This is a genomic window from Rhodopseudomonas sp. AAP120 (assembly GCF_001295845.1).
In the GTDB taxonomy this organism is placed as follows: domain Bacteria; phylum Pseudomonadota; class Alphaproteobacteria; order Rhizobiales; family Xanthobacteraceae; genus Rhodopseudomonas.
On sequence record NZ_LJIC01000042.1, the window covers coordinates 1 to 17,037 of the forward strand.

General features: G+C 66.1%; 15 protein-coding genes. 3 read left to right on the forward strand and 12 right to left on the reverse strand.

Going from position 1 to position 17,037, the window contains the following annotated elements:
* Positions 1-80 precede the first annotated feature (80 nt).
* Positions 81-884 carry a gamma-glutamyl-gamma-aminobutyrate hydrolase family protein gene (locus IP86_RS07485; RefSeq protein WP_054161891.1) on the reverse strand — a complete coding sequence of 268 codons (804 nt, stop codon included), beginning with the start codon at positions 882-884 and terminating at the stop codon, positions 81-83.
* Between the two features lie 240 nt (positions 885-1,124).
* Between IP86_RS07485 and IP86_RS07490 the strand changes: the two genes are divergently transcribed.
* Together IP86_RS07490 and IP86_RS07495 are read left to right on the forward strand one after the other, a co-directional pair.
* On the forward strand, positions 1,125-2,936 hold the full coding sequence (locus tag IP86_RS07490) for a chloride channel protein (RefSeq protein WP_054161892.1): 1,812 nt from the start codon (positions 1,125-1,127) through the stop codon (positions 2,934-2,936).
* Between the two features lie 369 nt (positions 2,937-3,305).
* Positions 3,306-3,776 carry a hypothetical protein gene (locus IP86_RS07495; protein WP_054161917.1) on the forward strand — a complete coding sequence of 157 codons (471 nt, stop codon included), beginning with the start codon at positions 3,306-3,308 and terminating at the stop codon, positions 3,774-3,776.
* Positions 3,777-4,050: 274 nt separating this feature from the next.
* Here IP86_RS07495 and atzF read toward each other — a convergent pair whose 3' ends face one another.
* The 11 genes from atzF to IP86_RS07550 form a co-directional block, all read right to left on the reverse strand.
* Entirely contained in the window at positions 4,051-5,850 is a 1,800-nt protein-coding gene (gene atzF, locus IP86_RS07500) for an allophanate hydrolase (RefSeq protein WP_054161893.1), read from the reverse strand.
* Between the two features lie 12 nt (positions 5,851-5,862).
* Positions 5,863-6,588, reverse strand: a complete 726-nt coding sequence (locus tag IP86_RS07505; protein WP_082363880.1) for a GntR family transcriptional regulator — start codon at positions 6,586-6,588, stop codon at positions 5,863-5,865.
* A complete protein-coding gene (gene hpxZ / locus IP86_RS07510; RefSeq protein ID WP_054161894.1) occupies positions 6,585-6,980 on the reverse strand; it encodes an oxalurate catabolism protein HpxZ in 396 nt (131 codons plus the stop codon). Before hpxZ ends, IP86_RS07505 begins: the two co-directional genes overlap by 4 nt.
* A gap of 1 nt (position 6,981) precedes the next feature.
* The gene (locus tag IP86_RS07515) at positions 6,982-8,358 is read right to left on the reverse strand and encodes an AtzE family amidohydrolase (protein WP_054161919.1); all 1,377 of its coding nucleotides are present in this window, start codon (positions 8,356-8,358) and stop codon (positions 6,982-6,984) included.
* 28 nt (positions 8,359-8,386) lie between these two features.
* Positions 8,387-8,566: a DUF4089 domain-containing protein gene (locus IP86_RS07520; RefSeq protein ID WP_054161895.1), complete on the reverse strand. Its 180-nt coding sequence runs from the start codon at positions 8,564-8,566 to the stop codon at positions 8,387-8,389.
* A 154-nt stretch (positions 8,567-8,720) separates the two neighbouring features.
* Positions 8,721-10,556, reverse strand: coding sequence for a dipeptide ABC transporter ATP-binding protein (locus IP86_RS07525; RefSeq protein WP_054161896.1), 1,836 nt, complete (start codon positions 10,554-10,556; stop codon positions 8,721-8,723).
* 155 nt (positions 10,557-10,711) lie between these two features.
* Positions 10,712-11,620 carry an ABC transporter permease gene (locus IP86_RS07530; RefSeq protein ID WP_054161920.1) on the reverse strand — a complete coding sequence of 303 codons (909 nt, stop codon included), beginning with the start codon at positions 11,618-11,620 and terminating at the stop codon, positions 10,712-10,714.
* Between the two features lie 10 nt (positions 11,621-11,630).
* Positions 11,631-12,644, reverse strand: coding sequence for an ABC transporter permease (locus IP86_RS07535; RefSeq protein WP_054161897.1), 1,014 nt, complete (start codon positions 12,642-12,644; stop codon positions 11,631-11,633).
* 157 nt (positions 12,645-12,801) lie between these two features.
* Positions 12,802-14,421, reverse strand: a complete 1,620-nt coding sequence (locus tag IP86_RS07540) for an ABC transporter substrate-binding protein (protein WP_054161898.1) — start codon at positions 14,419-14,421, stop codon at positions 12,802-12,804.
* Positions 14,422-14,698: 277 nt separating this feature from the next.
* Positions 14,699-15,163 (reverse strand): hypothetical protein, encoded by a 465-nt coding sequence (locus IP86_RS07545; RefSeq protein WP_054161899.1) that lies wholly within the window; start codon positions 15,161-15,163, stop codon positions 14,699-14,701.
* A 260-nt stretch (positions 15,164-15,423) separates the two neighbouring features.
* Positions 15,424-15,684 carry a hypothetical protein gene (locus IP86_RS07550; protein WP_245290564.1) on the reverse strand — a complete coding sequence of 87 codons (261 nt, stop codon included), beginning with the start codon at positions 15,682-15,684 and terminating at the stop codon, positions 15,424-15,426.
* Positions 15,685-15,999: 315 nt separating this feature from the next.
* On the opposite strand from IP86_RS07550, the gene IP86_RS07555 reads away from it, so the two are divergent.
* Positions 16,000-17,007 (forward strand): ABC transporter substrate-binding protein, encoded by a 1,008-nt coding sequence (locus IP86_RS07555; RefSeq protein ID WP_054161901.1) that lies wholly within the window; start codon positions 16,000-16,002, stop codon positions 17,005-17,007.
* The last annotated feature ends 30 nt before the right edge of the window (positions 17,008-17,037 follow it).

Below are 17,037 nucleotides of genomic sequence, written 5' to 3' on the forward strand. Positions count from 1 at the left end.
ACAAACGTGGATGGCCGGGACAAGCCCGGCCATGACGGAATGAAAGCGAACGAGGCGCCTTCAGAGCCAGGCCGTCGACCTCACCCCGACTTCCGCAAACTCACCGGCTGCTGCCGGCTCAGCTGATAGGCGCGGAGCGCTTCGCCGAAGGCGAGGAAGATGGCGCGGTTGATCGGGTTGTGCTGCGGGTCGTATTCGGCGTGCCATTGCACGCCGAGCGCGAAGCCGGGGGCGCCTTCGATACGGATCGCCTCGATGGTGCCGTCCTCGGCGATGCCTTCGATCACCACGCGGCCGCCGGGTTCGAGAATGCCCTGGCCGTGCAGCGAATTCACCCGGACGACGTCGCGGCCGAACAGTTTCGAGAACACGCCGTCCGGCTTGAGCCGAACGTCGTGGCGATCGGCGAACACCACGGTGGCGTCGGGGTGGATTTCGCCGTTCTCCAGCCGCGGCATACGGTGGTTCATCCGGCCGGGAATCTCGCGGATCTCCGGATGCAACGAGCCGCCGAACGCGACGTTCATCTCCTGCAGGCCGCGGCAGATGCCGAGCAGCGGGATGCCGCGATCGACGCACGTCCGCACCAACTGCAGCGCGAGGCCGTCGCGGGCCTCGTCATAGGGCTCGTGCTTCGGATTGGGCTCGGTGTTGAAATGGGTCGGATGCACGTTGGCGCGGCCGCCGGTCAGCAGGATGCCATCGACGATGTCGAGCAACTCCTCGATCTCGGTGATTTCCGAACACGCAGCGAACATCAGCGGCAGCGCGTTGGCCACCTCGGACACCGCGCGCAAATTGCGCTCGCCGACATGCTGGACGGCAAATCGATTATCGACGAGATGGGCGTTGCCGATCACGCCGACCACCGCTCTGCGCCGCATTCCGGTCCTCCTCAAGATGTGTTTGGACCATACAGCCAAAGTCACGAAAATCGAACAAAACGATGGGTCTGGAAGCGGTTGCCAGCTCTGCGCTGGCGGCCGCTCGGATCAGCGGGTAGAAGCTGGCTTCGGTCGGGTTCGCCGCGGCCGGCCCACATCCGTGTCTCCACCAGGATCTCCCCGCAGTGATGTGCCACGCGTGATGTTGTTGATGAGGGTCGTGACAGGCGAGGGCGATCGATGAGCGTCGTCGCGCCCCCGGAGGCCCCCGCGGTTTCCGGCAGCGCCTCCGCCTCGGCGGCGCCGGGGCCTTGGCGGCTGCCGGCCGGCATCCGGAATTTCGTCCGCAATCGCGAGATCGGGCTGGTGCTGGTCGCGGTGGTGATCGGCCTGCTGTCGGGGCTTCTGGTGGCGATCATCTGGCACGCCAGCGAATTAGCCCACGCCGTGCTGTTCAGCATTCCCTACGGCACGCGCCTCAGCGCCAACGGCGTGATCCCGTGGCAGCGCGTCGTGCTGGTGCCGCTGTGCGGCGGCATCCTGCTGGCGATCATCAGCGTGTTTTACGTCAAGCGCTTCAAGGGCCAGCTCGCCGACGCCATCGAGGCCAACGCGCTGTATGGCGGCCGGGTGTCGATGCGCGGCAGCCTGCTGATTTCGCTGCAGACGCTGCTGTCCAACGGCTGCGGCGCGTCGGTCGGTCTGGAAGCCGGCTACACCCAGATCTGCGCGGCCTTCAGCTCGCAGATCGGCCGGCGCCTGGCGGCGCGGCGCGCCGACATGCGGCTGCTGGTCGCCTGCGGCGCCGCCGGGGCGATCAGCGCGGCGTTCACAGCGCCGCTGGCCGGCGCGTTCTTCGCCTTCGAGGTCGTGCTCGGCGCCTACACGGCGGCGGGCCTCGTTCCGGTGATCGCCAGCTCGGTCGCGGCCTGGCTGGTGATGCGGCAGCTGGTGCATCCGTCGTTTCTGGTGGTGCCCGGCGAGCCGTCCCCGGTCTCGGTCGAGATGATCGGCCAGATCATGGTGATCGGCGTGCTGGGCGCGCTGTTCAGCATCGTGGTGATGTTGACGGTGGCGTTCTCCGAGCGGGCGTTCCAGCGGCTGAGCGTGTTGCGCGGCGCGCTGCGCTTCGTCGTCGGGGCGTTGCTGCTGAGCGGCCTGGCGATGCTGACCCCAACCGTGCTCGGCTCCGGCCACGGCGCCATGCAGCTCCTGCTGCTCAGCAATCCGACTTGGCTGATGCTGGCCACCACGCTGCTGCTGAAGACGGCGGCGTCGGCGATCTCGCTCGGCGCCGGCTATCGCGGCGGTCTGTTCTTCGCCTCGCTGATGCTCGGCGCGCTGGTCGGGCAGCTCTACAGCACGGTGCTCGGCCCGATCTTTCCCGAGGTGGCGCTGCAGCCCGGCACGGCCGCCGTCGCCGGCATGGTGGCGGTCGCGACCGGCGTGCTCGGCGCGCCGTTCAGTATGATCTGTCTCGCGCTCGAACTCACCGGCGATTTTTCGGTGACGGTCGGCGGCATTGTCGCCGCGTCGGTCAGCGCGATGATCGTGCGCGAACTGTTCGGCTACAGCTTCGCCACCTGGCGCTTCCACCTGCGCGGCGAGGCGATCCGCGGGCCGCAGGACGTCGGCTGGGTCGACCAGATCTGCGCCGTCACGCTGATGCGCACCGATTTCGACACCGCGCGCGCCGACCTGACGCTGGGCGAGGCGCAGAAACTGTTTCCGCCGGGGCGCGTCAAGCATCTGGTGCTGCTCGACACCGAAGGCCGCTATGCGGGCGTCGTCGGATCGCCCGAGTTCCACGATATCGCCGCGCCTGGCGATGCGACGCTGGCGAGCATCGCGCAGCAGCACGATCAATTTCTGTTTCCGGGCACCAGCATCCGCGACATGCTGGCCGCGTTCGATCGCAGCGAAGTCGATTTGCTTGTGGTGGTCGACAACGCGCAGGACCGCCGCGTCGTCGGCACCGTCAGCGAAGCGCACGTGCTGCGGACGTATTCGAACGAGCTCGAGCGACGCAATCAGGAATTGTACTACCGCTGATCGGATCACGCGCTGACACTCTGCAGCACCTCTGCTTTTCATAGAATCAGAGCGGAAGATCAGTACCACCTGCCACACGCACAACCTCATGGTGAGGAGGCGCGTAGCGCCGTCTCGAACCATGTGACGCAGGGAATGCGTGGCCCCATCCTTCGAGACGCCCGGCTTTGCCGGGCTCGTCAGGATGAGGACTCAGTGCATTCGGAAAGGTCCGATCGTCTCAATCACACGATGAAACCGCTCTAACTAACAGCTTCGTCATGTGCTCGCGATTTCGTGCACGCGGTTCCGTCGCTTCGCCTTGTTCGTGACAAACGGCTTTCCTAGCTCTGGGGTGCGCCCGCGGTTGGGCGCTCTACGGAGAAAATGATGCCGCACCACGACAATATCGCCCTCTCGGGCGTAATTCAGCACGTCTTCGCTCATCGCTTCACGCTCGAAGCACAAGGCGAAACCCACCTCGCAGATCTCGGCCCGAAGGGCGCGGATGCCTTTCCGCTCAGCGCCGGCCTGCACGTGATGATCGAGGGCGAACGCCGTCCTTCCGAAATCAAGGTGACGCGGATCGCCGCGCAGGGCCGCGACGCCGTGCTGATCCATCACAAGAAGCCGCACCATCCGCCGGGTCATCATCATCCCGACGTGCCGGCCAATCCGGACCGCGTGCTTGCGGCCGTCAAGGATGCCGGCTGGAGCCCGAAGGGCGAGCCGCAGCGCAAGCCGAAGCATTTCGAAGTGCTGGCGCGGCAGGGCCGCGGCCCGTGGACCGAGCTGCACGTCGACTTCGCCGGCACGATCTACAAGCAGAAAGAGGCCGACCCGGCGAAGTGGTCACTGTAAGCCGAGCAAATCTCGAGGCCGCGCTGGAGCGGTTCTGTTGCTAACAGAAACAGAACCCGCGAGCTGAAGAGGCCACAAACACAACCTCATGGTGAGGAGGCGCGAAGCGTCGTCTGGAACCATGGGCCACAAATTCGGCGTGGCCTCATCCTTCGAGACGCCCGGCTTCGCCGGGCTCCTCAGGATGAGGACTCAGTGCAGGCGCAGAGGGCGGTAGCGCATCAAGTAAGCAATGCCCCCTGAGCCGCTGCCTCTCCGCTTGCTAACTACTCCATCAACCCGCTTTGGCGAGGTCGGCCATGTAGGCGCGCCAGCCGCCGAAATGGGTGATGTCGCGCGCGCCGTCGAGCGCGGCCGGTTCGACCAGGAAGCCTTTGACCTTTGTCCCGTCCGCCAGCGTGATCGTGCCGATCGACAGTGGCTGCGGGATCGCGGCGACGAAGCGGCCGAATGCCGACGCCGACAGCGCCCACACTTCGAGCGCGATCGCCGCACCCGCGCCGGGCGCGACGCGTAGCATGCCGGGCTTCGGCGGCACCGTGCCGCTGAGCGCATAGAGCTTGTAGTCCGGAGCCGTCGCGGTGGTGGCAGCGAGCCGGCCGCCGAGCGAGGTCAGTTCGCCGTTCAGTGCCATCCCCGAGAGATGCGCGCCGACCACTGCGATATTGATCTCGTCGGTGTTCGCCACGGGCTGCAGCGCAGCGAGAGGCGGCTGCGATTTCCCGGTCGTGCCGAGCGGCAACGCGGTGTCGGCATGGAAGATGCGGCCGATACTGGCGAGCTCCGCGTCGCGGCCGCCCGGTGCCAGCAGCGTGATGCCGAACGGCAGCCCGTCCGCGCCGATCGAGGCCGGCACCGCGAGTCCGCACAGGTCCAGCAGGTTGACGAAGTTGGTGTAGGTCCCGAGCCGGCTGTTGAGCGTGATCGGATCGGCGAGCACCTGCTCGACCGTGTAGGTGGTCGGCGCGGTCGGCAGTACCAGGGCGTCGAAGCCGGCGAAGGTCTGGTCCGCGATCTTGCGCAGCGCCTGCAGCCGGTACAGCGCCGCGAAGGTATCGGCCGCGCTGACCGTCTTGCCGCCGAGCGTGATCTGCCGCGTGACCGGGTGCACGGCGTCGGGATTGGAGTCGATCAGCTCCCGGATCGCCAGATAGCGTTCGGCGATCCAGGGGCCTTCGTACAAAAGCCTCGCAGTTTCATAAAGCGGCTCGATATCGACCTCGATCAGCGCTGCCCCAAGTTTGCCACAACGTTTCAGCGCGTCGTCGAAGGCCTGTTCGGCCTGCTTGTCGCCAAAGAATTGCAATTGGCTTTGGCGCGGGACACCGAGTTTCAGCCCCTCCGGGATCGCCGTCAGCGCCCCGACCGGCCGCTCACGCGAATACGCATCGCTCGCGTCGGGGTGGCCCAATACCCGCAACGCCGCGACCGCATCGTCGACGGTCAGCGCGAACACCGAAATACAGTCGAGCGTTCGGCACGCCGGCACCAGGCCGGTGCTCGAGATCAGACCGAGGCTCGGTTTCAACCCGATGATATTGTTCAACATCGCCGGCACGCGGCCGGAGCCGGCGGTATCTGTCCCCAGCGACAACGGCACCAGGCCGGCGCCGACGGCTACCGCCGATCCCGAACTCGATCCGCCTGGTACCAGATCGGCCCGCATCGCATTGCGCGGTATCCCGTAAGGCGAACGCACGCCGACCAGCCCGGTGGCGAACTGATCGAGATTGGTCTTGCCAATGATAATCGCCCCAGCCGCCCGCAGCCGCGCCACAGCGGTGGAATCCTGCGCTGGCTGGTACGCAAATGCCGGGCAAGCCGCCGTCGTGGGGAGTCCTGCGACGTCGATATTGTCCTTTACCGCCACCGGCACGCCATACAGCGGCAGCGACGGGTCCTTGGCGGCGAGCGCGACGGCTTCGGCGATCGCATCGGCTTCGTCGCGCAGCGTGATGAAGATCGCCGGATCGCCATGCGCGCGAATCCGCTGGTAACAGCGCGCGATCGTCTGCGCCGGCGTGGTCGTGCCGGCGCGATGGGCGGCGAGGATTTCGGCAATGGTTTCAGTCACGTGGTACTCCGCTTAGACCGAGACGGCGTAGATTTCGTATTCGTCGCGCACCAGCTCGATGTGGCCGCGCATCGCGGCCGCCGCGCCCGTGCGATCGCCGCGCATGATCGCGACGACGACGCGGTCGTGCTCGGCATGCGACTTCGCCAGCCGCCCGAGATTGCGAAACTGCGCGCGGCGAAACGGCTGCACCCGCACCCGCGTCGCAAGCGTGATCTCGGCGATGTAGTCGTTGTGCGAACCGGCATAGATCGCGTTGTGGAAGCGCTCGTTCATTTCGTGAAAGCGCTCCGGATTGCCCTGGTGGCTCAAGAGCCGCAGTTCGGCATGGATCGCTTCGAGGTCGCGGCGCTCCAGCGGCGACATCCGCTCGGCTGCGAAGCCGGCGCACATCGCCTCGAGCTCGGCCATCGCCTCGAACATCCCGGTGAGCCGCTCAAACGACGGCCGCGCCACCACCGCACCATGATGCGGGCGGGATTCCACGAGGCCGCTCGCGACCAGCTGGCGCAACGCCTCCCGCACTGGCGTCCGCGAGACGTTGAATCGCTTGGCGATTTCCGTCTCGTCGAGCGCCGCGCCGGGCGTCAGCACACCGCGCACGATCTCGTCCGCGAGCTGGCGGCGCAACTCCTCGGCACGCGTCGTCTTGCCGATCGCCGCTGCCGGCTGCTTCGGCGCGGCCGCCAGCGTTTGCGGCGGAGGGCTCAGTCCGGGAGCAGGCGGATCAAGTCTCATGGCGACGCCGGCGGCTCGTCGATGACGCTGACATGGGCGGCAACGATGCGCCAGCCTTCCGGAAAGCGGATCCAGGTCTGCATCTGCCGGCCGACCTTGCCGGGCGCGTTGTCGCGATAGAACAGCGTCGATGCGACGGCGGTATCGCGGCCGTAGCTGGTGATCACCGTACGTGCCGTCTTACGCATCAGCCCGACCGGCGAGCGCGCCGAGCGGAAATTCTGGATCTCGTTGTAGCCGTAGAGGTTTTCGCCGCCGCCATAGCGCAGCGTGCGCGGATCGTTGCGAAACAGCTCACCGAGCACGGCGACGTCGTTGGTCACCAGCGCGGTCTCGTAGCGGGCGAAGGCTGCGCTGACTTCGGCCAGCACGTCGGGCAGATCGAGTTCCATCTCAGAATTCCTTCGGGCGCGGCGCGCGGGCGACGCCGGCTTGTTCGAGCGCGTAAGCGACGCGCAACGCGATGTCCTCGCGCCACGGCGCGGCGATGATCTGGATACCGATCGGCAGCGGCTCGAGCGGGATCGGCACGGCGACGACGGGCAGGCCGATGAACGAGATCGGCTGGGTGTGAATGCCGATATTGGCGCGCACCGGCAGTTCGACGCCGTCCAACACGAAGGTCTGCTGCCCCAGCTTCGGCGCCGTGCACGGCGTCGCCGGTGCGATGATCACGTCGACGTCCCTGAACAGTTCGAGCACCCGAGCACGATACCAGCGTCGGAATTTCTGCGCGCGATCGACCAGCGGGGCCGGGATCATCGCACCGGCGATCAGCCGGTCGCGCACCGCCGGGTCGAAATCATTCGGCCGCTGCCGCAGCCGGTCGAGATGCAGCGAGGCGCCTTCGACGGTGGTCATCACATAAGCCGCGGCGCGGGCCCGCGCGGCCTCGGGCAGCTCGACGGTCTTGCTGACAGCCAGCGCCTTCGCGACGCGATCGACGGCCTCGCGCGCTTCCGGAAACAGGTTCTGCGCGAAGTAACCGCCGGCGCGTGCGATGCGCAGCCCGTCGACGCCCTTTGCCAGCAACGCGTGGACCGGTTCGAGGGACCGCACCGCGCAGCCGGCATCGCCCGCGTCAGGGCCCTGCATCGCGTCATAGGCCAAAGCGAGGTCCTCGGTGCTGCGGGCGAACGGGCCGAGGTGATCGAAGCTGGCGACGAACGGAAACGAGCGGCTGCGCGGCAGCCGGCCATAGGTCGGCTTCAGCCCGAAGATGCCGCAGAACGACGACGGGACCCGGATCGAACCGTTGGTATCCGAACCGAGCGCCAGCGGCACCTCGCCACCGCCGACCGCGGCGCCGGAGCCGCCAGAGGAGCCACCCGTCATCCGCGCCGGATCGTGCGGATTGCGCGACGGGCCGTCGTGGATGTTCTCACCGGTGAAATCGTAGGCGTATTCGCCCATGTTGAGCGCGCCGATCAGCACCGCGCCGGCGGCTTCGAGGCGCTCGATCAACGTCGCGTCTCGTTTCGCCGGTGGGAGATCGCGATTAATCTTCGAGCCCGCCAGCGTGGTAAGTCCTTCGACATCGAACAGGTTCTTGACGGCAAACGGCACGCCGGCCAGCGGTCCGACGCTCTCGCCACGGGCCAGCGCGGCGTCGATTTCCAGCGCCCGTTTGCGCGCGCGCTCGGCCACGACGTCGGTAAAGGCATTGAGCGTGGCGTCGGCCTTGCCGATCCGCGCCAGAGCGGCTTCGGTGGCTTCCAGGGCGGTCATGGTCTTGGCCCTGACCGCAGCGGCGGTCTCGGCGGCGGTCATCCAGTCGCTGGACATCTCGGCGGTCACCTCAGGCACTGAACACGCTCGCCGGCTCGGTCTCGTCCGGCAACGCGAACTCGTCGACCTGCCGCGCCAGCTTCAGCGACACCTCGAGATTAGCGCGCACCGCGGGTTTCCAGGCGGGATCGATCGTGAGGCCGAGGGCCGAGCCGACGGCGTCGATGTAGGAGTCGAGGGGATCAGTCAAAGCGAGGCCTCATGCTGAGTATGAGAGTTCGTCATTCCGGGGCGCCGCGGAGCGGCGAGCTCGGAATCCCTAACCCCTGACAGTGAGTATGGATTCCGGGCTCGCGCCAAGGGGCGCGCCCCGGAATGACGGGGAAATGCAATGCTCAATTCCATCACGTCACCGGCAGCGGCGGGTGCGGGATGGCGGTGAGGAGTTCGCGGGTGTAGGCGTCCTGCGGATTGCCCAGCACCTGCTCGCTGGTGCCCTGTTCGACGATCCGGCCGGCACGCATCACGATGACGCGGTCGCACAGCAGGCGCACGACGTTGAGGTCGTGCGACACGAACAGATAGCTCATCCCCATTGATTGCTTGAGATCCTGCAACAGATTCAGCACCACCGCCTGCACCGAGACATCGAGCGCCGCGGTCGGCTCGTCCAGGATGATCAGCTTGGGCTTCAGCGCGATGGCGCGGGCGATGCCAACGCGGGCCTTCTGGCCGCCGGAGAGCTGGTGCGGGAAGCGGTCGAGCAGATCCAGCGGCAGGCCGACCTGGGTGGCCAGTTCCTCGCAGCGCGCCCGCAGCGCGACGCTGCCCTTGATGTCGCCGAGCTGCATGATCGGGTCGGCGATCGCGCGCGCGGCGGTGAAGCGCGGGTTGAGGCTGTCGGTCGGATCCTGAAACACCATCTGGATCGCTTTACGCTGCGGCAGCCGCGCGAAGCGTTGTGGCAGGATGGCGCCGATCTCCTCGCCGTCGAAGGTGATCCGTCCCGAGGTCTGATCCAGCAGCCGCATCACCATCATCGAGGTGGTCGACTTGCCGCAGCCGGACTCGCCGACCAGCCCGACGCTCTCGCCATGGCCGACCTGGAAGCTGACGCCGTCGACCGCGCGGAAGGCGTCGGGCTCCACGGCAGGCCCGCGTGAGAACAGCCGGCTCAACGTCGCCGTGGCGCCCTGGCGCGGATATTCCTTGACGAGCTTTTCGACGACGAGGAGGGGAGTCGCTGTCTCCCTCTCCCCGCTTGCGGGGAGAGGGCTGGGGTGAGGGGGCGTCTCCACAGGGCCGAGCGCCGCGACTCGCGGAGGCGCCCCCTCACCCGACGCGCTGCGCGCGTCGACCTCTCCCCGCGCGCGGGGAGAGGTCACGTCGGCGATCCGGGTGAGAACAGTCGATCCCTCGCCCTCCGGCAGCAGATCCCGCAGCCCAACGCCGAGCCGCGGCGTCGCGCGCATCAGTTTCTTCGTATAAGGGTGCTGCGGGTTGGCGAAGATCTCGGCGGCGAGGGCGGTCTCGACGACGCGGCCTTTCTCCATCACCACCACGCGGTCGCAGTAGGCAGCGGCAAGGCCGAGGTCGTGGGTGATCAGGATGGTCGACAGGCCGCGGCTCCGCGTCAGTTCGACGATCAGGTCCATCACCGCCTTCTGGGTGGTGACGTCGAGGCCGGTGGTCGGCTCGTCGGCGATCAGGAGTTGCGGATTGCAGGCCAGCGCCAGGGCAATCACCACGCGCTGGCACATGCCGCCCGACAGCTGGAACGGATAAGCGTGATAGCGCTCGCGCGGCCGCGCGATCTTCACCGCCTCCAGTGCGGCAATCGCCTTCTCGCCGCGGTCGGTCGACGTCGATTGCACGTGCTGGCGCAGCACGTCCTCGATCTGGTCGCCGACCTTGCGGATCGGGTTGAGCGCGGCGCGCGGATGCTGGAAGATCATCGAGATCTCGCGGCCGCGCAGGTCCCGCATCTCCTTCTCGCTGGCCGCCTTGATGTCGATGCCGCCGAACATCACCGAGCCCTCGGCGATCCGGCCGGCGCGGTCGAGGATGCGCATCACCGCGTAGGACGTCACCGATTTGCCGGAGCCGCTTTCGCCGACGATCGCCAGCGTCTCGCCCTTGCCGACGCTGATATCGACATGCTGCACCGCCTTGACGATGCCGCGGCGAGTGGCGAACTCGACGGTGAGGTCGCGGACTTCGAGGAGGGGTTGGGTGGTCATCGCGGCATCTCCACCTGGTAGCTGTCACCGCCGGGCTTGACCCGGCGGTCCATCGTCTTCGCAAGATGATCTTGCGCAGTAGGATGGATGGCCGGGTCAAGCCCGGCCATGACGGGGTTGCGCGGGGTGATAGAAGCGGTTGATACTAACATCCCTCACGTCCTCCGCTGCGGATCGAAAATGTCGCGCAGGCCGTCGCCGAGCAGGTTGAAGCAGAACACGGCGATCATCAGCGCGAGGCCGGGGAACAGCGCGATCCACCATTCGCCGGAGACCATGAAGCTCGCGCCTTCGGCGACCATGATGCCCCATTCGGCGGTCGGCGGGCGGACGCCGAGGCCGATGAAGGACAGGCCGGCGGCGTTGAGGATGGCGTAGCCCATCGTCAGCGACATCTGCACGATCATGATCGGCATGATGTTCGGCAGGATATGCACCAGCAGGATCCGCATCTCGCTGTTGCCCGACAGCCGCGCCGCCATCACGAAGCCGGCGTCGCGGCGGACATTGGCTTCGGCGCGGGCGACGCGGGCGTAGAGCGGGAAGTTGACGATCGCGGTGGCGATGATGATGTTCTGCACGGTGTTGCCGAGCGCGGCGACGATGCCCATCGCCAGCACGAACAGCGGGAATGCCATGATCGTGTCGGCGATGCGGCCGACGATGCGGTCGGTCCAGCCGCCGAAATAACCGGCTGCGATGCCGGCGAGGCCGCCCATCAGGAAGACCAGCACGACCGAGGCGACGGCGATGAAGAGGTCAAGCCGGGTGGCGACTACAACGCGGCTGAAGATGTCGCGGCCGAGCTGGTCGGTGCCGAACCAGTTCGTCGCCGACGGCGGCTTCAGCGCCTGTGCGGTGTTGCTGGCCAGCGGGTCAAACGGCACGAGGTACGGGCCGAACAGCGCGGCGAATACGATCAGGACCAGGAGCCCGAAGGCGAAAGCGGTGACCCGGTTGTCGCCGAGCACGTAGCGCGTGTGCGCCAGCAAATCTCTCAGCGCAGAGCGGCGCGCCGGTCGGGTGGCCGAGGTCTCGCCGAGGGGAGGGGCGACGCTGGTCATGGTCATGCTCCTAGCCTTCCAGCCGCACGCGCGGGTCGATGACGCCGTAGAGAATATCGATCACCAGATTGAGCAGCACGTACATCACCGCCATGGTCAGCACGAAGCCCTGCACCGGCGCGAAGTCCGAGGCGATCAGCGCCTCGACCGCGTAGGAGCCGATGCCGGGCCAGGCGTACACCTTCTCGACCAGCACGTTGGCGCCGAGCAGGAACGAGAACACCATCGAGAGCGTGGTGATCACCGGCAGCATCGCGTTGCGGAACGCGTAGGTCATCGTCACCTTGCGCGGCGACAGACCGCTGGCGCGCGCGGTGCGGACGAAATCGGACGCCAGGATCGCCAGCATCGAGGCGCGCGTCATGCGGGCGATCGGCGCCAGCGAGAAGACAGCGAGCGTCGCCGCCGGCAGCAGCAGCTGGCTCAGCGCCGAGCGGAAGGTCTCGAAGTCCCGCGCGATCAGGCTGTCGATCAGATAGAAGCCCGTCACCGCGGTCGGGGCGCTGTAGAACACGTCGAGCCGGCCGAGCGGCGCCGGCGCCCACCCGAGCTTGAAGTAGAACACATAGACCAGCAGCAGGCCGGTGAAGAACACCGGCAGCGAGACGCCTGCGGTCGTGGTGACGCGGCACAGATGGTCGATCCACGACCCCGGTCGCGTCGCCGCCATGATGCCGAGCGGAATGGCGATGACGATGGCGATCGCAAGGCCGAGCAGCGTCAGCTCGGCCGATGCGGGCAGGCGGTTGCGGATCTCGGTGGCGACCGGCTGGCCGGTGGTCAGCGACTGGCCGAGATCGCCTTGCGCCAGCTCCGTGGTGTAGCGGACGAACTGCTCAGGCAGCGATTTGTCGAGCCCCAGCTTGCTGCGGATCTGTTCGATCGCCTCCTTGCTGGCCGCAGGGCCCGCGAAGTAAGCGGCCGGATCGCCGGGCAGGGCGCGGGTCAGCAGAAAGGTCACGATCACGACGCCGACCAGGCTCGGGATCGCGAACATCAGGCGCTTGCCGATCAGGGTGAGCATTGGGTCAGAGCCTCACGAACGTAGTCACGGCCAAAGTATCAGTGGATCGGCTCCCCTCTCCCTTGCGGGGAGGGGGGCGAGGGTGGGGGTCCCCAGGCACTGTGCCTGCGTCGCCCTCACCCCGACCCTCTCCCGCAAGCGGGAGAGGGAGGAGGCGTCACCCCTTCACCATTGTCCGGTAGTCGAGCCGGCGGTGGAACCAGTAAGCGAAACCGGAGACGTTCTTCTGCATCGCGACGTTGAGATAGGGCTGGTACAGCGGCACGCGCGGGATGTCGGTGAAAGCGAGGTCGACGAAGCCCTTGACGTCGCGGTCGTAGGTCGCGGTGTCGCCGGTCGCCGCGGCGATGCGGGACGAGTCGATCAGCTTGTCCATCTCGGGCGAGTCGTAGCCCATGGTGTTGAAGATCGACTTGCCGGAGTGATAGCACCAGTAGAAGAAGTATTCCGGATAATCGAGCCAGCCCGAGAAGATGTTGACGTAGAGCGGCATCACCTTCTTGTTCAGCTCGGTACGCCAATTGGCGCCCGGGATCTTGTTGATGGTGCAGCGGATGCCGATCTGCGCCAGGCTCTCCTGGATCAGGATGCACATCGGCTCGTTGACGCCGGCGAAGCCGAGGTCGAACGACAGCGTGGTGTCGAAGCCGTTCGCGTAGCCGGCTTCCGCCATCAGCGCCTTGGCCTTGGCCATGTCGGTGTTGTACTTGGTCGGCTGCGGCCATTTCACTTCGGTCGCCTTGTCGGCGGCGGCGCCGAACATCGGGTTGGCGAGGCCGAACATCACCGCGTCGATGATCTTTTGATACGGTACCGCATAGGCCACCGCCTCGCGCACCTTCGGATTGTTGAACGGCGGCTGGGTGACGTTCATGCCGAGATACTGGATGCCGTTGCTGATCGGCAGCGACACCACGTTGACCTTGCCGTCGCGCTTCATCTCGGCGAAGTCCTGGTTCGGCAGTTCGTAGGAGATGTCGGCATCGCCACGCTCCAGCAGCGCGCGGCGGTTGCCGGCCTGCGGCACCATCCGCCAGATCACGCGCTTGATTTTCGGCAGCGGGCCGCCGACCCACTTGTCGTTGCGCTCCATGATCACTTCGGTGCCGGCGGTCCACTTCACCACGCGATACGCGCCGGAGCCGGCGGTGTTCTGCTTGGTGTATTCGAGGCCCCACGGATCCTTCTCGCTGGCGTTCTTCTTCACCAGTTCGGAGTTGACGACGCAGGGCACGATCACCGCGAGATCCGGGATCGTCAGCCGGTCCTTCTTCAGGAAGTCGACCCGCACGGTGTGGTCGTCGACGATCACGAACTGCTCGGGCTTGGTCAGCGAGCCGGCGCTCATCTGGAAGGTCGGGAAGCCGCCGACGCTGACCGAGCGATCGAGCGACCACTTGACGTCCTTGGCGGTGACCGGCGTGCCGTCCTGGAAGGTGGCGTTCTTCTTCAGCTTGAAGGTCGCCGACATGTCGCCGATCACCATGTCGTCGGCGAGTTCGCCCTTGAACTTGTCCTTGTCGTAGTAGGGGACGCCGCCGGGGCCTTCCTTCATCTCGTGGGTGATCAGCCGGTCGTAGCAATTCCACGACACCTCGTAGCCCGGCACGTTGGTGCCGACGCCGTGGATGTCGAGATTGTTCGGTCCGCTTTCCGAGACCACCAGCAGGGACTCCGACCGGGCATCGGCCTTGGCGGCCGACCAGATCGCCGGCGCGGGCACCATGGCACCGGCGGCGAGGGCAGTGGCGGATTTGAGGAAGTCGCGACGCTTCATGAATGGCTCCGAGGCACGAGGGCGATCTCGGAACCAGTTTCGCAAGCTTCATGCCAGAGCGGGCTAGCGGCGCGAACTGACTGGCAAGCTTCTGTTCTTAAAGGAAAATATTGGAATGAGAGCGCTGACCTCCCGCTGGCGCGGAATTGCATGTTGCATACAATGCTTGTTCATTTGCCTAAATGATATGCAATCCGCATGGCTAGGCCGCCTGCTAAAAAGCAAAACGGCGGCGAGTGGAACCCGCCGCCGTTACTCTTTGTCCGTGGCGATGGCTTCAGTTCATCTTGGCCGGTTCGCGCGGAGCGGAGCTGTAGATCACCTGCTCGGCAACCGGCTTCGACTCGATGGCGCCGGCCGGGCGCACCAGCGGTCGCTGGCTGCGATAGACTTCGAAGGCGTACCAGGCTGCGACTGCGAGCGCGATCAGTCCGACCTGACTCGCCGGCAGCACCAGCGACAGCGCGATGAGCGCAACCGCGATGGTAGCCGCCTTCACGACGCTCTCACCGTCGGCGAACAGGCCGTTGAAGCGCTCCCAGTTCTCGCCCTTCCAGAACGGTGCGGTGAAACGATCCAGCCCGAACCGCGACCATGCGCCGACGAAGCCGAGCCTGCGAGCCCACATCAAGTACAAGGAGCCCGCGAAGGCGAGCAGCGAAATGACCGCGCCCACGGGGCCGGCAGCATAGCCGATCACCACGACCAGCGCGGCAGTAAATGCAATGATCCAGTATTGCATTGGGTTACCCTTCCACCTGCTTTGCAGGTGCCTTTCCAATTGATTCGTTTTGGCGGCATCAGCCGGCTCAAGTATGTGCTGAATTCTGTGTATTCGCCGCAAAAAAATTGAATGCTAATCGTTGGCGAGACTAGCCTTTTGGCTAGAGGTAACTGGATGCAGTTAGTCGGACTAATTCGGTGCGTGTCGGGCAGATAGCTGATGCAGGTCGATGCGCGGTCGTTGGATGCGCGATGATGGTGACGTCTGCTCAGCGGCCTTTACCGCTCGCTCGGCTGGGGAGACGTTGCCCGGAGCGGCGCGCTCTCTGCCGCCGCGATCTTGGCATCCCGCAGGCGCTTGACGTCTCGACTCGCCATAAACGGCATGCCCAGCTTGCGGGCCTTCACTTGAACCGACGATCGCGCTCGCTTCAGGGCCGCGGCGGCACGGACGGCCGAAGCTCCGCTGGCGATCAGTTCCTTGAGGCGCTCGACCTGCTCGTCGTCCCACGGCCGGCACGCGTTGGTCTTCGCTGACATCGGCATTGCTTCAGTCCCTCGCTGGCTGGGCGCCCGGCGACGATGTCCGCACAGGCTTCGATTGCAGTGACGTGATCCCCGGGCGGCGGGCGCGACGTCGCGTCCGCACGCGACGCATCGTCGCGGCATCCCGACCCCGGGTTCGAAAACCAATTTCGTGTTCGTTCGAAAGTTCCGTTAGAGCCAGCCGGATGCCCGCGCGGTAATCGGTCCGGAGCCTGCCTGCTCTCGTCGCAAACCTGTCATCTACCGCCGATAGGTGAAGCGCATGCCGCCACGGGCGACCTTCTTCGACCTGCTCATTCGGGGACCATCATGAGGCTTGTTCGTCTCGCTTCGGCGTTGTTCGCGCTGTCGCTGATCACCGTTGCGGCGCCGGCGAAGGCCGCCGACGTGATCTGCTACAACTGTCCGCCGCAATGGGCCGACTGGGCGTCGATGCTGAAGGCGGTCAAGGTCGATCTCGGCTACGACATCCCGTTCGACAACAAGAATTCCGGCCAGGCGTTGTCGCAACTGCTCGCCGAGAAGGCCAATCCGGTCGCCGACATCGGCTATTTCGGCGTCAATTTCGGTATCAAGGCGAAATCGCAGGGTGTGACGCAGCCGTACAAGCCGGAGCACTGGGACGAAGTTCCCGCCGGCCTGAAGGATCCCGACGGCGACTGGACGGCGATCCACTCCGGCACGCTCGGCCTGTTCGTCAACGTCGACGCGCTCGGCGGCAAGCCGGTGCCCGCCTGCTGGAAGGACCTGCTGAAGTCCGACTACAAGGGCATGGTCGGTTATCTCGATCCGCCGTCTGCCGCGGTCGGATTCGTCGGCGCCGTCGCCGTCAATCTCGCGCTCGGCGGCAGCGATGCCGACTTCTCGCCGGCGATCACCTTCTTCAAAGGCCTGCACGGCAACGAGGCGATCGTGCCGAAGCAGACGTCCTATGCGCGCGTGGTGTCGGGCGAAATTCCGATCCTGCTCGACTACGACTTCAACGCCTATCGGGCGAAGTACACCGAGAAGGGCAATTTCGCCTTCGTGATCCCGTGCGAGGGCTCGGTGGTGTTTCCCTATGTGGTGTCGCTGGTGAAGGATGCGCCCGACGCCGACAAGGCCAAGAAGGTGATGGACTATCTGCTGTCGGACAAGGGGCAGGCGATTTGGACCAACGCTTATCTGCGCCCGGCACGGCCGATCGAACTGCCGGCCGAGGTCAAGGCGAAGTTCCTGCCGGACAGCGATTACGCGCGCGCCAAGAGTGTCGATTGGGCCAAGATGGAAGCGGCGCAGAAGGCGTTCACCGACCGCTATCTGGCGGAGGTCCGTTGACGATGAAGATTGCTCCGGAGACTGCCGGCC

Bases quoted from the DNA above. Each gene is read 5' to 3' on its own strand.
- IP86_RS07535 (WP_054161897.1), bottom strand. From the start codon at position 12,644: ATGCTCACCCTGATCGGCAAGCGCCTGATGTTCGCGATCCCGAGCCTG.
- IP86_RS07495 (WP_054161917.1), top strand. From the start codon at position 3,306: ATGCCGCACCACGACAATATCGCCCTCTCGGGCGTAATTCAGCACGTC.
- IP86_RS07525 (WP_054161896.1), bottom strand. From the start codon at position 10,556: ATGACCACCCAACCCCTCCTCGAAGTCCGCGACCTCACCGTCGAGTTC.
- hpxZ (WP_054161894.1), bottom strand. From the start codon at position 6,980: ATGGAACTCGATCTGCCCGACGTGCTGGCCGAAGTCAGCGCAGCCTTC.
- IP86_RS07515 (WP_054161919.1), bottom strand. From the start codon at position 8,358: ATGACCGCCGCCGAGACCGCCGCTGCGGTCAGGGCCAAGACCATGACC.
- IP86_RS07505 (WP_082363880.1), bottom strand. From the start codon at position 6,588: ATGAGACTTGATCCGCCTGCTCCCGGACTGAGCCCTCCGCCGCAAACG.
- IP86_RS07530 (WP_054161920.1), bottom strand. From the start codon at position 11,620: ATGACCAGCGTCGCCCCTCCCCTCGGCGAGACCTCGGCCACCCGACCG.
- IP86_RS07485 (WP_054161891.1), bottom strand. From the start codon at position 884: ATGCGGCGCAGAGCGGTGGTCGGCGTGATCGGCAACGCCCATCTCGTC.
- IP86_RS07490 (WP_054161892.1), top strand. From the start codon at position 1,125: ATGAGCGTCGTCGCGCCCCCGGAGGCCCCCGCGGTTTCCGGCAGCGCC.
- IP86_RS07540 (WP_054161898.1), bottom strand. From the start codon at position 14,421: ATGAAGCGTCGCGACTTCCTCAAATCCGCCACTGCCCTCGCCGCCGGT.
- IP86_RS07550 (WP_245290564.1), bottom strand. From the start codon at position 15,684: ATGTCAGCGAAGACCAACGCGTGCCGGCCGTGGGACGACGAGCAGGTC.
- IP86_RS07545 (WP_054161899.1), bottom strand. From the start codon at position 15,163: ATGCAATACTGGATCATTGCATTTACTGCCGCGCTGGTCGTGGTGATC.
- IP86_RS07555 (WP_054161901.1), top strand. From the start codon at position 16,000: ATGAGGCTTGTTCGTCTCGCTTCGGCGTTGTTCGCGCTGTCGCTGATC.